The 12,787-nt window shown below is 60.6% G+C and carries 12 protein-coding genes and 1 pseudogene; 8 read left to right on the top strand and 5 right to left on the bottom strand.

Translation table 11 applies throughout. The features are described from left to right. Positions 1-21 precede the first annotated feature (21 nt). On the bottom strand, positions 22-1,275 hold the full coding sequence (tyrS, locus tag LQ231_RS13620) for a tyrosine--tRNA ligase (RefSeq protein ID WP_230171723.1): 1,254 nt from the start codon (positions 1,273-1,275) through the stop codon (positions 22-24). A gap of 123 nt (positions 1,276-1,398) precedes the next feature. Between tyrS and LQ231_RS13615 the strand changes: the two genes are divergently transcribed. After that, positions 1,399-2,541: an anhydro-N-acetylmuramic acid kinase gene (locus tag LQ231_RS13615; RefSeq protein WP_230171722.1), complete on the top strand. Its 1,143-nt coding sequence runs from the start codon at positions 1,399-1,401 to the stop codon at positions 2,539-2,541. Here the strand turns inward: LQ231_RS13615 and LQ231_RS13610 are convergent. Next, entirely contained in the window at positions 2,523-3,383 is an 861-nt protein-coding gene (locus LQ231_RS13610; protein ID WP_230171721.1) for a patatin-like phospholipase family protein, read from the bottom strand. The genes LQ231_RS13615 and LQ231_RS13610 overlap by 19 nt on opposite strands. 123 nt (positions 3,384-3,506) lie before the next feature. Then, the gene (locus tag LQ231_RS13605) at positions 3,507-4,184 is read right to left on the bottom strand and encodes an alpha/beta hydrolase (protein ID WP_113141544.1); all 678 of its coding nucleotides are present in this window, start codon (positions 4,182-4,184) and stop codon (positions 3,507-3,509) included. 205 nt (positions 4,185-4,389) lie between these two features. On the opposite strand from LQ231_RS13605, the gene LQ231_RS13600 reads away from it, so the two are divergent. From LQ231_RS13600 to LQ231_RS13570, 7 genes and pseudogenes are all read left to right on the top strand, one after another. Continuing rightward, entirely contained in the window at positions 4,390-5,556 is a 1,167-nt protein-coding gene (locus tag LQ231_RS13600; protein ID WP_230171720.1) for a cysteine desulfurase family protein, read from the top strand. Between the two features lie 143 nt (positions 5,557-5,699). Next, a complete protein-coding gene (gene sufB / locus LQ231_RS13595) occupies positions 5,700-7,169 on the top strand; it encodes a Fe-S cluster assembly protein SufB (protein ID WP_230171719.1) in 1,470 nt (489 codons plus the stop codon). 34 nt (positions 7,170-7,203) lie between these two features. After that, positions 7,204-7,398: pseudogene (locus LQ231_RS13590) on the top strand (GIY-YIG nuclease family protein); the annotation flags it as partial. Positions 7,399-7,512: 114 nt separating this feature from the next. After that, positions 7,513-8,268: a Fe-S cluster assembly ATPase SufC gene (gene sufC, locus LQ231_RS13585; RefSeq protein ID WP_230171718.1), complete on the top strand. Its 756-nt coding sequence runs from the start codon at positions 7,513-7,515 to the stop codon at positions 8,266-8,268. 29 nt (positions 8,269-8,297) lie between these two features. Further along, complete coding sequence (gene sufD, locus LQ231_RS13580; RefSeq protein WP_230171717.1) at positions 8,298-9,575, top strand: Fe-S cluster assembly protein SufD; 1,278 nt, start codon at positions 8,298-8,300, stop codon at positions 9,573-9,575. After that, complete coding sequence (locus LQ231_RS13575) at positions 9,568-10,812, top strand: cysteine desulfurase (RefSeq protein WP_230171716.1); 1,245 nt, start codon at positions 9,568-9,570, stop codon at positions 10,810-10,812. The genes sufD and LQ231_RS13575 overlap by 8 nt, the downstream gene beginning before the upstream one ends. A gap of 10 nt (positions 10,813-10,822) precedes the next feature. After that, complete coding sequence (locus tag LQ231_RS13570; RefSeq protein WP_113141538.1) at positions 10,823-11,197, top strand: SUF system Fe-S cluster assembly protein; 375 nt, start codon at positions 10,823-10,825, stop codon at positions 11,195-11,197. A 58-nt stretch (positions 11,198-11,255) separates the two neighbouring features. On the opposite strand, the gene LQ231_RS13565 is transcribed toward LQ231_RS13570, so the two are convergent. Both LQ231_RS13565 and rutD read right to left on the bottom strand, forming a co-directional pair. Next, entirely contained in the window at positions 11,256-11,774 is a 519-nt protein-coding gene (locus tag LQ231_RS13565) for a flavin reductase (protein ID WP_230171715.1), read from the bottom strand. Positions 11,775-11,800: 26 nt separating this feature from the next. Beyond that, the gene (rutD, locus tag LQ231_RS13560; RefSeq protein ID WP_230171714.1) at positions 11,801-12,571 is read right to left on the bottom strand and encodes a pyrimidine utilization protein D; all 771 of its coding nucleotides are present in this window, start codon (positions 12,569-12,571) and stop codon (positions 11,801-11,803) included. Between the last annotated feature and the right edge of the window lie 216 nt (positions 12,572-12,787).

Here is a 12,787-nt window from a genome sequence, read left to right as displayed (position 1 = left end):
GAGTGTGGATCGTGTGCCGGATCAGACCGGACGCACCAGGATATGCTTCTTCTTGCCGAGCGAGAGCTTGATCACGCCATCGGCGGTCACTTCGCCTGTGCCGACGACCATCTTTTCATCCGACACGCCGGCGTCATTGATCTTGACCGCGCCACCCTGGATATGGCGGCGCGCTTCGCCGTTCGAGGTTGCGAGACCGGCCTTGACGATCAGTGCCAGCAGGCCGATTCCGGCTTCAAGTTCATTCTTGGCGACCTCAATGGTCGGAAGGTTGTCGGACAGGGCGCCTTCCTCGAAGGTCTTGCGGGCAGTCTCGGCCGCCTGTTCGGCGGCTTCACGGCCGTGCAGCATGGCTGTGACTTCGGTGGCGAGGATCTTCTTCACCTCGTTGATTTCCGAGCCTCCGAGTGCCGACAGCCGCGCGATCTCGTCCATCGACAATGTCGTGTAGAGCTTCAGGAAGCGCGAGACGTCGGCGTCCTCGGTGTTGCGCCAGTACTGCCAGAAATCATAGGCCGACAGCATGTCCGGGTTAAGCCAGACAGCGCCGTTCAGCGACTTGCCCATTTTTGCGCCCGACGACGTGGTCAGCAGCGGCGAGGTCAGCGCGTAGAGCTGCGGCGTGCCCATGCGGTGGCCGAGGTCGATGCCGTTGACGATGTTGCCCCACTGGTCGGAACCGCCCATCTGCAGGCGGCAGCCGTAGCGCTTGTTGAGTTCGACAAAGTCGTAGGCCTGCAGGATCATGTAGTTGAATTCAAGGAAGGACAGCGACTGCTCGCGGTCCAGGCGTGTCTTGACGCTGTCGAAGGACAGCATGCGGTTGACCGAGAAATGGCGGCCGACATCGCGCAGGAATTCGAGGTAGTTGAGATCGCGCAGCCAGTCGCCGTTATTGATCATCTTGGCGTCCTTCTGACCTTCGCCGTAGCTGAGGTAGTTGGAGAAGACGCGCTTGATCGAGGCGATGTTGCTTTCGATCGTGTCGACCGTCATCAACTGGCGGGCATCGTCCTTGAACGACGGATCACCGACCATGCCGGTGCCGCCGCCCATCAGGGAAATTGGCTGGTGACCGGTCTGCTGCATCCAGTGCAGCATCATGATCTGGATAAGCCCGCCGGCATGCAGACTTGGAGCCGTCGGATCGAAGCCGATATAGGCGGTCACGGTTTCCTTGGCGAACAGTTCATCGAGCCCGGCCTCGTCGGAGACCTGGTGGATGAAACCGCGCTCGTCGAGCGTACGGAGGAAATCGGACTTGAACTTCGTCATGACGGTCTAGCTTTCAGGTTTTCAGTAAATTCCGTCGGCGCTTTAGCATTGTTTTTTTGAAAAGTGCACCCGTTTCCACCATGAATGTTGACGATAAGTGGCATGCGAATCGGTGATGGGCTCATGACAGAATTACTCACAGCAATCGGCCTGATGAGCGGTACCTCGATGGATGGCATCGACGTGGCGCTGGTGACGACGGATGGCGAGGCTGTCGTCGAGCGCGGGCCGTCACTCTCCGTGCCCTACGAACCGGCTTTTCGCGCCCGGCTGAAACAGGGGCTGGAGGATGCCAAGCCGATCACCCAACGTGATCAGCGGCCAGGCGACCTCTCACGTCTGGAGACGGAACTGACGCAACGACATGCGCAGGCCGTTGCGATTTTCCGCCGACGCCATAGTCTTCAGCCAGACAAGATCAACGTGATCGGGTTTCATGGCCAGACAGTGCTGCACAGGCCGGATCAGGCGCTGACGGTTCAGATCGGCGATGGTGCGTTGCTGGCCCGGGAGACCGGGATCGAGGTGGTTTTCGACATGCGGGCCAATGACATGGTGCATGGCGGCCAAGGCGCGCCGCTGGTACCGGTCTATCACCTTGCGCTCGCCCGGCGCCTGCCGCCCGAACAATGGCCGGTCTGTTTCGTCAATATCGGCGGGATTTCCAACCTGACCTATCTCGATCGCCAAGGCGCAATCATCGGCTTTGACAGCGGGCCGGGCAATACGTTGATCGATCAATGGGTCGAAGCACATGCTGGTATTCCCTATGACGATGGCGGCCGCATCGCATCTGAGGGCAGGGTATTGATGCCGCTGGCCGAGCGCTATCTTGCCAATCCGTTTTTCACCGCCAGCACACGCCGTTCATTGGATCGCAATGACTTTTCTCCACCAACAGGTAGCGAGGCGGAGCTTTCGGATGGCGCGCGCACGCTGGCCTATGTCTCGGCGGCGGCGATCCTCAAATCAGCAGCGCATCTTCCGCAAAGACCGAAGACCTACGTGGTCTGCGGCGGCGGTCGGCTGAACCGGATCATCATGGCTGATCTGGCGCAATTGGCGGGCGAGCAGGGCGCCAATGTCCTGTCGGCGGAAGCGGCAGGTTTCGACGGCGATGCGATGGAGGCCGAGGCCTGGGCCTATCTTGCCGTGCGTGCGACAAGAGGATTGCCGCTGACCTTTCCCGGAACCACCGGCGTCAAGGCGCCGGTCACCGGCGGCATCCTGGCACGACCGCCGGCCGTTCAAGTTGTGCGAGACTGAGGGTTCCGCGCAAAGGCCAGCCCATCTCTCAAGCCCACTTCATAGGCATGCCGGATGCCGGCCGCATCACCGACGGCGAATTTGCTGACGGGAATGTCCTCGCTTGGGCCGACCACGATGCGGTTCGGCGCTGATAGCGGCTTGCGGCCGTAGCGTGTGGAGAGGAGCAGCGTCCGCCAGCCCTTGTTCTCGACTTCCGTCAGTTTCATCAGCGGCGGGTTGTCGACCAGCCCGCCGTCGAGATAGGCGCGGCCGCGCACGCGCCCCACCGGCATGAACGGCGGCACCGAGGAGGTTGCCATCAGCGCATCGACGAGTTCTCCGGGATAATCGATATGGTGCGTCGAGATCCACACGGGCCGGAGCCCCATCCGCGCGCCTGCTCTTGAATGAGTTCCGTCGGTCAGCAGCTTCTCGATCTGGTAGGCGCCGATCGATCCGAGCGCCCCGAGGGCGCCCGGCATCCAGTCCGGCAGGCCGGACAGCTGGATCAACATGGGTGGCGCCACCTTCAATGCTTCTAGCTCTGTCTCGCCGAATTCGCTGGCGAGCAACTGCCGGAAGAGCGAACCGACGACGAGCGGCGATTGCCGGCGCCTGAGCGCCCGCCAGTCGACGCCCGGGTGTCGCTGTTCGGCAAAGGCGAAGGCGGAGGCGCGAACACGGTCGCCGACGCCTGCAAGGAACATCGCGCCATGATAGGCGCCTGCCGAGACGGAGACGTAGAAGCGTGGCGACAGAGGCTGGTGTTCGCTGAAGGCCTTGAGAAAGCCGCTCTGCCAGTAACAGCGGTTTCCGCCGCCTGCGAGCCCGACGGCGCCAAAGTTCATGTCACTCGCCATGGTGCAGCTCTCCAAGACTGCGGCGTCTGCGGCTCTGCAATCTTGCGTCACAGGCTTCAGGCGTTGCATCGAAAGCAAATGGCGCGGAAGCAATCCGCGCCATTCATCTCTTGTATGTCGATGTTACCGGATGCGTTTGGCGGCCGGTTCAGGCACCAGCTCACCTTCGAGGCGACGGTCGAGATAGTCCTCGCATTCGCCCATCAGGGTTTCGACCTGGCCGTTGAAGAAGTGGTTGGCACCGGGGATCGTCTTGTGGGTGATCAGAATGCCCTTCTGGGCCTTGAGCTTGTCGACCAGGCCCTGGACGTCTTTTTCCGGCGCGACCTTGTCATTGTCGCCATGGATGATCAGGCCGGATGACGGGCAGGGGGCGAGGAAAGAGAAGTCATAGGTGTTCGGCTGCGGCGCGATCGACATAAAGCCTTCGATCTCCGGACGGCGCATCAGAAGCTGCATGCCGATCCAGGAGCCGAAGGAATAGCCGGCGACCCAACAGCTCTTCGAATCGGGATGCAGGCTTTGTACCCAGTCGAGCGCGGAGGCGGCATCGGACAATTCGCCGGCGCCATGGTCGAATTCGCCCTGACTGCGGCCGATCGAGCGGAAGTTGAAGCGCAACGTGGTGAAGCCGCGCTTCTGGAACATGTAGAAGAGCTGGTAGACGATCTGGTTATTCATCGTCCCGCCGAATTGCGGATGCGGATGCAGGATGATCGCGATCGGCGCGCTCTTTTCCTTCGAGGGCTGGTAACGTCCTTCGAGGCGACCCGCAGGGCCGTTGAAAATGACTTCGGGCATTGAGACTCCGGTCAGTAAGAATTTTGCAGTTCTGTTCCATCAATTTAGAAACCTGACTTGACGACATCAGTCAGCTTTTCTAAAACGAAGTTTAGAATTGTTCGAAACTGGATGCTGCGCATCCGGGATGAACGTGTCATAGTGCAAGCCCGGTCGAAATTTCAAGAAAAATGCGCCGGTGCTAATCAGAGGTTTTCCAGAACAGATGGCGATTGAGCGCATCTATCTCGATTGGAACGCGACCGCGCCGCTTCTCGGCTGCGCGCGCGATGCCATGATCGAGGCGCTGTCGCTGCCTGGAAATCCGTCTTCCGTGCATGCTGAGGGCCGTTCGGCGAGAACGCTTGTCGAGAATGCGCGCCGCGCGGTCGGAACGCTGGTCGGTGCGTCGCCTGCAACGGTGACCTTTACGGCAAGCGCAACTGAAGCTGCCAATCACCTTCTGTCGCCGGTCTATCGCATGGGGCGTTCGCCCATCTCGATCGGTCGGCTTTATGTTTCCGCGATCGAGCACCCCGCCATTCGCTCCGGTGGACGCTTTGCCGCAGACCAAATCAGTGAAATCGCGGTTAAGCCGTCAGGTGTGATTGATCTCGGTTCCTTGACTGCGCATCTCATGACGCATGATGTCACCTCCGGTCTGCCGCTGGTGGCGTTGATGCTGGTCAACAACGAGACCGGAATCGTGCAGCCGATCGCCGAGGCCGCAGCGATCGTCCACAAGCATGGTGGTCTGCTGGTTGTTGATGCGGTCCAGGCTGCCGGGCGCCTGCCGCTTTCGCTCGATGCGCTCGGTGCCGATTTCCTGATCATTTCCGCGCACAAGATCGGCGGCCCCAAAGGCATCGGCGCGGTGATCGCGCGCGGTGAGGCGCTGATGCCGGACCCGCTGGTGCGGGGCGGTGGCCAGGAAAAAGGGCATCGTGCAGGCACGGAAAATGTCGCGGCAATTGCCGGTTTCGGCGCTGCGGCCCGGTTCATGGCCGAAGGGCTGGAGATCCGCAATGGCGAGATTGCTGCGCATCGGGATCGGCTTGAGCAGGCGATGGTCTCGGCGGCACCTGATGTTCTGATCTACGGCCGCAATGAACAGCGTGTGGCCAATACAAGTTTTTTCCATCTGCCCGGTCTGAAGGCCGAGACGGGGCAGATTGCTTTTGATCTTGAAGGCGTTGCGCTGTCTGCTGGTGCCGCCTGTTCGTCGGGAAAGGTCGGCGCCAGCCATGTGCTGACGGCGATGGGCGAAGATGCGGCAATTGGCGCGCTTCGGCTTTCGCTGGGTCCTTCGACGACGGATGCGGAGATCGATCGCGCCATCGAGGTGTTCAGCAAAGTCGCCGGACGGCGCAAGCTGTCGGGTCAGGCCGCGTGAAATTGAGGAAGAAATTGGCCTTTGCCAATTTTTACCTTGCCAACAGGGGGTGAAATAGTGCCTCCGAACATTACATATGGCGGACATCCCGCCCAACGTTAACAAGCTGCCGGACTTTGACCCGGCAAGATTGGAGAACGACCATGGCTGCTGTGCAGGAAACAATCGATCAGGTCCGCCAGATCGATGTCGATCAGTACAAGTATGGTTTTGAAACCACCATCGAAGTCGACAAGGCCCCGAAGGGTCTGTCAGAAGATATCGTCCGCTTCATCTCGGCCAAGAAGAACGAGCCGGAATGGATGCTGGAATGGCGTCTCGACGCCTACAGGCGCTGGCTGACGATGGAAGAGCCGACCTGGGCGCGCGTCAACTATCCGAAGATCGACTTCCACGACATCTACTATTATGCCGCGCCGAAGAGCACGGCTGGCCCAACCTCGATCGACGATGTCGATCCGGAACTGTTGAAGGTCTATGAAAAGCTCGGCATTCCGTTGCGCGAACAGGAAATCCTCGCCGGCGTGCAGACCTCGAAGATCGCCGTCGATGCCGTGTTCGATTCGGTCTCGGTCGTCACCACCTTCAAGGAAGAGCTGAAAAAGGCCGGCGTGATCTTCATGTCGATCTCGGAAGCGGTGCGCGAACATCCGGATCTGGTGAAGAAATATCTCGGCTCGGTCGTTCCGGTCACCGACAATTATTACGCGACGCTGAACTGCGCCGTGTTTACCGATGGTTCGTTCGTTTATGTGCCGAAGGGCGTTCGCTGCCCGATGGAGCTGTCGACCTATTTCCGCATCAACGAGAAGAACACCGGCCAGTTCGAGCGCACGCTGATCATCTGCGAGGAGGGCGCCTATGTGTCCTATCTCGAAGGGTGCACGGCGCCGCAGCGCGACGAAAACCAGCTGCACGCAGCGGTGGTCGAACTCGTGGCGCTTGACGATGCCGAGATCAAGTATTCCACCGTCCAGAACTGGTATCCGGGCGACAAGGAAGGCAAGGGCGGCATCTACAACTTCGTCACCAAGCGTGGCGATTGCCGCGGCCACCGCTCGAAGATCGCCTGGACCCAGGTCGAGACCGGGTCCGCGATCACCTGGAAATATCCGTCCTGCATCCTGCGTGGCGATGAGAGCCAGGGCGAATTCTACTCGATCGCCGTATCTAACGGCCATCAGCAGGTCGACAGCGGCACCAAGATGATCCATCTCGGCAAGAACACCAGGAGCCGGATCATCTCCAAGGGGATCTCGGCCGGCGTGTCGCAGAATACCTATCGTGGCCAGGTGTCGATGCACCGCAAGGCTGAGAACGCGCGCAATTTCACCAATTGCGATTCGCTGCTGATCGGCGACAAATGCGGCGCTCATACCGTGCCTTACATCGAGGTGAAGAACTCAACCGGCAAGGTTGAGCACGAGGCCACCACCTCGAAGATTTCCGAGGACCAGAAGTTCTACGCCATGCAGCGCGGCATCCCGGAAGAAGAGGCAATCGCCCTGATCGTCAACGGCTTCGTCCGCGACGTCATCCAGGAATTGCCGATGGAATTTGCGGTGGAAGCGCAGAAGCTGATCAATATCTCGCTCGAGGGAAGCGTGGGGTAATGAGGCGGTTCGCTCAGCCATTTACGGCCGTCAATGGTTCGAGCAGCATCCGAACATCGTCCTGGCGATACGAAGAGAGAAGTCTCTGAAGCGATATCTGCGGGACTGGAAGATCAAGCTGATCGAAGGGTTGAACCCGACATGGCTCGATCGCTATGACCGGATCTATGAAATGGAGAGCATCTATTCGCCGCATCCAGGCACACCGCATTGGTCGGACTACAATTGAAACGGCAGCAGATCCTCGGGACAAGCCCGAGGATGACGAAATTGAAGAGCGCCGCGCGGCGCAACAGGAAACGACAGGCGGCCTTTGAACCGCCCGATGGACAGGAACACAGACATGCTTGAAATTCGCAATCTACATGCCCGTATCGCCGAAGACGGCACCGAGATCATCCGAGGCCTGAACCTCACCGTGAAGGCCGGCGAAGTCGCTGCCATCATGGGCCCGAATGGCTCCGGCAAGTCGACGCTGTCCTACATCCTGTCGGGCCGTGAAGACTACGAAGTCACCGAAGGCGATATCCTGTATAACGGCGAGAGCATTCTCGAACTCGACCCGGCCGAACGCGCTGCCAAGGGCATTTTCCTCGCCTTCCAGTATCCGGTCGAGATCCCGGGTGTGGCCACCATGCAGTTCCTCAAGGTCGCGATGAACTCGCAGCGCAAGGCGCGCGGCGAGGCCGAGCTGACGACGCCGGACTTCATTCGCCGGGTCAAGGAAGCTGCTGCCGAGCTTAAGATCAACCCGGACATGTTGAAGCGTCCGCTCAACGTCGGCTTTTCCGGCGGTGAGAAGAAGCGCGCCGAGATCCTGCAGATGGCGTTGCTCGAGCCGAAGCTTTGCATCCTGGATGAGACCGATTCCGGCCTCGACATTGACGCCCTGAAGATCGTCGCAGACGGCGTCAACGCGCTGAAGCGTCCGGACCGCGCGACTGTCGTCATCACCCACTACCAGCGCCTGCTCGACTATATAGTGCCGGACAGCGTCCATGTTCTCTACAAGGGCCAGATCATCAAGAGTGGTGACAAGGATCTTGCACTGGAACTCGAAGCCAACGGCTACGCCGACATCACCGGTCAGGCAGCCTGAGGGCTCTCAAGTTTGAAGGAGTAGCAACGATGACATTGCAAGCGGCCAACCGGCTCACAGCAGCCGAGACCCAGCTCATCGACGCGTATACAAACCAGATCGGCAGCCTGCCGGGCGATGGTGCCGTGCTCTTGCAGCGCGACAACCTGTTCGACGTGCTGAAGCGACAGGGTCTGCCGACACGACGTGTCGAAAGCTTTCACTATACGGACCTCAAGGCATTGCTGCGTGCGCTGCCAGCCGAAGAGATTTCTGCCATCGCGCATGGCGTCAAGCCGATCGTCGCTGACGCATCGGTTCTGGCCATTCGCCAGGGCGTGGCACAGGACGTCGGCATGATGCCGGAAGGCCTGACCGTCACTGCCTATCGCGAAAGCCTGAAGGATGGTTCAGCGGCCCCCGCACTGACCGCCTACAACAGTGAGGACACGATTGGACGGATCAATGGTGCCTTCGTGCGTGACGGTTTCAGCCTGAGCGTCGCCGATGGTGCCGAGATTGAACACCTGATCGAGTTGCAGTCCGTGCATGCGGCCGGTCATCTGCATCTGCGCTTCCCGGCCTCGTTCGGCAAGGGCGCCAAGGCGACCGTGGTCGAGCGCCATGTCGGCCAGTCGGAGTCGGCCGCTCTTGCGACAGTCGTTGCCGATCTTTCGCTGGCGGAGGGTGCCGAGGTGACCTGGATCATCCTCCAGGGCGAAGGCGATGCCGACAGCCATCTCGGCCAGATCCGCGCCGATCTCGGCCCCAATGCCAAGTTCCGCCTCTTCATCATCAATGCCGGTGGCAAGCTGGTGCGCCAGGAAGTGCATGTGAAGACGACGGGCGAAGGCTCGGACTTCACGATGCGCTGCGTCAACCTGCTCGGTGGCGATACGCATACCGACGTCACCATGACGCTTGGTCACAACGTGCCACACACGACCTCGACCGAGATCATCCGCAACATTGTCTTCGATCGTGCCAAGGGTGTGTTCCAGGGCATGATTCGGGTTGCCCCCGACGCGCAGAAGACCGATGCGCGCATGGCCTGCAACACGCTGTTGATGTCCGACGAGGCCGAATTCTCGGTCAAGCCGGAACTCGAGATCTTCGCCGACGACGTGCAATGCGCCCATGGCGCAACGGTCACCGACATCCAGAAGAACCATCTCTACTACCTGATGTCGCGCGGCATTCCGGAAAAGACGGCGCGTGGCTTGCTGATCAACGGCTTCGTCGCCGAGATCGTCGAAGAGCTAGAAGACGAGGCACTCGTCGCGGCGCTGGAAGAGATCATCACGGATTGGCTGGAACATCATGGCTGATACAGGTGTGGCCAAGGCAGGATATGATGTAGAGGCCGTTCGGCGGGATTTCCCGATCCTGTCGCGCGAGGTTTATGGCAAGCCGCTTGTCTATCTCGACAATGCGGCGTCCGCCCAGAAGCCGCAAATGGTGATCGACGCGATCAGCCATGCCTACAGCCATGACTATGCGAACGTGCATCGCGGCCTGCATTTCCTGTCCAATGCCGCGACCGATGCCTATGAAGCGGCGCGCGAAAAGGTGCGCCGGTTCCTGAATGCCGGCTCCATCGACGAACTGGTGTTCACCAAATCCTCGACAGAGGCGATCAATTTGGTCGCCTATGGCTGGGGCATGAGCCATATCGGCGAGGGCGACGAGATCGTCCTGTCGATCATGGAGCACCATTCCAACATCGTGCCGTGGCACTTCCTGCGCGAGCGCTGCGGCGCCAAGCTCGTTTGGGCGCCGGTTACCGATGACGGCGCCTTCGATCTTGAAGCGTTTGAAAAAAGCCTGACCGAGCGCACCAAGCTCGTCGCCATCACCCATATGTCGAATGCGCTTGGCACGATCGTGCCGATCAAGGAGGTCTGCCGGATCGCCCATGCACGCGGCATTCCGGTCATGGTTGACGGCTCCCAGGGCGCCGTCCACCTGCCGGTCGATGTCCGCGATCTCGATTGCGACTGGTACGCCGTCACCGGCCACAAGCTCTATGGCCCGTCGGGCATCGGCGTGCTCTATGGCAAAATGGAGCGGCTGAAGGAAATGCAGCCGTTCATGGGCGGTGGCGAAATGATCGTCGAAGTGACGCAGGATACCGTCACCTACAACGATCCGCCGCATCGCTTCGAGGCGGGAACGCCGCCGATCGTCCAGGCGATCGGTCTCGGCTATGCGCTTGACTACATGGAAAGCATCGGTCGCGAGGCGATTGCAGCCCATGAGGAGAGCCTGCGTGCCTATGCGCATGAGCGTCTGTCGGCGATCAATTCGCTGAGAATCATCGGCAATGCGCCGGGCAAGGGTTCAATCTTTTCCTTCGAGCTTGCCGGCATCCATGCCCATGACGTGTCGACGATGATCGACCGACGGGGCGTTGCCGTGCGTGCGGGCACGCATTGTGCGCAGCCGCTGCTGGCGCGCTTTGGCGTGACGTCGACTTGCCGTGCCTCATTTGCCCTTTATAACACCCGCGAGGAAGTCGATGCGCTGGCGGATGCGCTCGACTATGCCCGAACCTTCTTCGCCTGAGGATGAACCGATGAGTGATACCGAAACCAAGCCGGACGTTCGCGAAGGCATCGTCCAGACCAGCCTGCCGGCCGAGGAAGTGGCGCGTCTGTCGGATGACATCATTGCGGCACTGAAGACCGTCTATGACCCGGAAATCCCGGCCGATATCTTCGAACTCGGCCTGATCTACAAGATCGACATCGAGGACGATCGTTCGGTGAAGATAATGATGACGCTGACGGCCCCCGGTTGCCCGGTTGCCGGCGAAATGCCGGGCTGGGTGGAGAACGCCGTCAGTTCGATCGAGGGCGTTTCCGGCGTCGACGTGTCGATGACCTTCGACCCACCATGGACGCCGGACCGGATGTCGGAAGAAGCTCAGGTCGCCGTCGGCTGGTACTGAGCGCGGCACTGATCAGAGTTTGGAGAAAGGCCCGCTGTCGAAGTGGGCCTTTTGTCTGTCAGACCAGACGATAGTCGCGGTCGAAATAGATCAGCGAGCGGCCGTCTTCGCGCGTGCGCACATCGATCACCTCGCAAAACAGCACGTCATGGGTGGCGCCGTCGGCAACCGAGGTGATGCGGCAGTCGAACGAGGTGAGGGCGCCTTGCAGGCGATGGCAGCCGGTCTGGGTGGTTTCCCAACTGGCTGCGGCAAAACGTTCGTCGACCGGCGTCTTGCCACCGAACAGCTGGCTCAGGCCAATATGCCCGCTTTCCAGGACATTGACGCAGAGCACGCCATTGGCGCTCACTGCCGGATAGGCCGACGAGCCGCGGTTGAGGCAGACGAGCAGGGTCGGCGGGTTGTCTGAGACGCTGGTGACGGCGGTGGCGGCAAAGCCTGCCCGTCCGCCCTTGCCGTCGGTTGTGACGATGTTGACCGCAGCCCCCATGCGCGCCATGGCATTGCGATAGGCAAGGCGTTGCTCTTCGCTCACGGCAGGGGCCTCGGGGGTGATCGTTTTTGCAGCCAGCATGGCGTTCTCCTCGTTCGGCATCAGGTCTACGACAGGAAGTCGAGTACGGTTTGGTTGAAGGCGTCCGGATAGGTGACATTCACGGCATGACCACCGAAATCAGTCACGCTGAGTGTTGCATTGGGCAGACCTTCGGCCAGCCGCAGCGAGCGCGAATAGGGCACCAGCAGATCGTCGCGTGTGGCAATCAGCAGCGTCGGGGTCTCGATGGTGGCAAGTTGTGCATCGACGTCGAATGCCCGCAATGCCGCGATCCGGCGCAGGATATTGGTCTTGCCCTGGAAATGGGCGATGGCATGGGCTTCTTCGGCCGCCATGCGCTCCGGATTTTCCGCCATGAAGATCGCCGGATAGAGGAACAGCGGCTGTGCCTTGACGAAGGCCGGCACGCCGGATTTTTCCAGCAGTTCGATGCGCACGTCGAAACAACGGCCGGAATGCGGGTCGGCCTTGCTCCAGGCATTGATCAGCACCTGTTTGGCGATGCGGCCGAGCTGGCGCAACCCAATGTCGAGCGCCATCAGGCCGCCGAGCGCGTGGCCGATGAAATCGAACTGCTCGAGCTTCAGGGCATCGGCAATCGTCAGCACGTCGTCGGCCATGGCGCGGATGCCGCCGTCTTCTGGAACGTCGCCGCCCGTCTTGCCGCAGCCGGTGTGATCATAGGTGACGAGGCGATATCGCTCGCCGAGTGCTGCGATCTGCGGCGCCCAGTAGCTGCCCGATCCGCCGAGGCCGGAGGACAGGATTATGGTGGGAGCATCGGGGGCGGTGAGGCCGTGGATATCGTAGTGCATGGAAATCCCAAATGTTGCGGCGAGTTGATACCCCCCTCTGTCCTGCCGGACATCTCCCCCCACAAGGGGGGAGATCCAAGGGTGGCAAGGTCTGTGCCCCGCCGTTGATCATGGATCATTGTGGGAGGGGCTGGAGTGGCAGTCGGGGAAGTGCGGTACGGTTTGCTGATCTCCCCCCTTGTGGGGGAGATGGCCGGCAGGCCAGAGGGGGGGTAA

The organism is Rhizobium sp. CECT 9324, assembly GCF_918741265.1.
Taxonomy (GTDB): Bacteria; Pseudomonadota; Alphaproteobacteria; order Rhizobiales; family Rhizobiaceae; genus Allorhizobium.
Note: the sequence above shows the minus strand (reverse complement) of the source record. Positions and strands in the feature narration are given on the sequence as shown.

Coding starts and splice junctions, on each gene's coding strand:
- rutD (WP_230171714.1), bottom strand. CDS start 12,571: ATGCACTACGATATCCACGGCCTCACCGCCCCCGATGCTCCCACCATA.
- LQ231_RS13610 (WP_230171721.1), bottom strand. CDS start 3,383: ATGGCGAGTGACATGAACTTTGGCGCCGTCGGGCTCGCAGGCGGCGGA.
- sufC (WP_230171718.1), top strand. CDS start 7,513: ATGCTTGAAATTCGCAATCTACATGCCCGTATCGCCGAAGACGGCACC.
- LQ231_RS13605 (WP_113141544.1), bottom strand. CDS start 4,184: ATGCCCGAAGTCATTTTCAACGGCCCTGCGGGTCGCCTCGAAGGACGT.
- LQ231_RS13565 (WP_230171715.1), bottom strand. CDS start 11,774: ATGCTGGCTGCAAAAACGATCACCCCCGAGGCCCCTGCCGTGAGCGAA.
- LQ231_RS13575 (WP_230171716.1), top strand. CDS start 9,568: ATGGCTGATACAGGTGTGGCCAAGGCAGGATATGATGTAGAGGCCGTT.
- LQ231_RS13570 (WP_113141538.1), top strand. CDS start 10,823: ATGAGTGATACCGAAACCAAGCCGGACGTTCGCGAAGGCATCGTCCAG.
- sufB (WP_230171719.1), top strand. CDS start 5,700: ATGGCTGCTGTGCAGGAAACAATCGATCAGGTCCGCCAGATCGATGTC.
- LQ231_RS13600 (WP_230171720.1), top strand. CDS start 4,390: ATGGCGATTGAGCGCATCTATCTCGATTGGAACGCGACCGCGCCGCTT.
- sufD (WP_230171717.1), top strand. CDS start 8,298: ATGACATTGCAAGCGGCCAACCGGCTCACAGCAGCCGAGACCCAGCTC.
- tyrS (WP_230171723.1), bottom strand. CDS start 1,275: ATGACGAAGTTCAAGTCCGATTTCCTCCGTACGCTCGACGAGCGCGGT.
- LQ231_RS13615 (WP_230171722.1), top strand. CDS start 1,399: ATGACAGAATTACTCACAGCAATCGGCCTGATGAGCGGTACCTCGATG.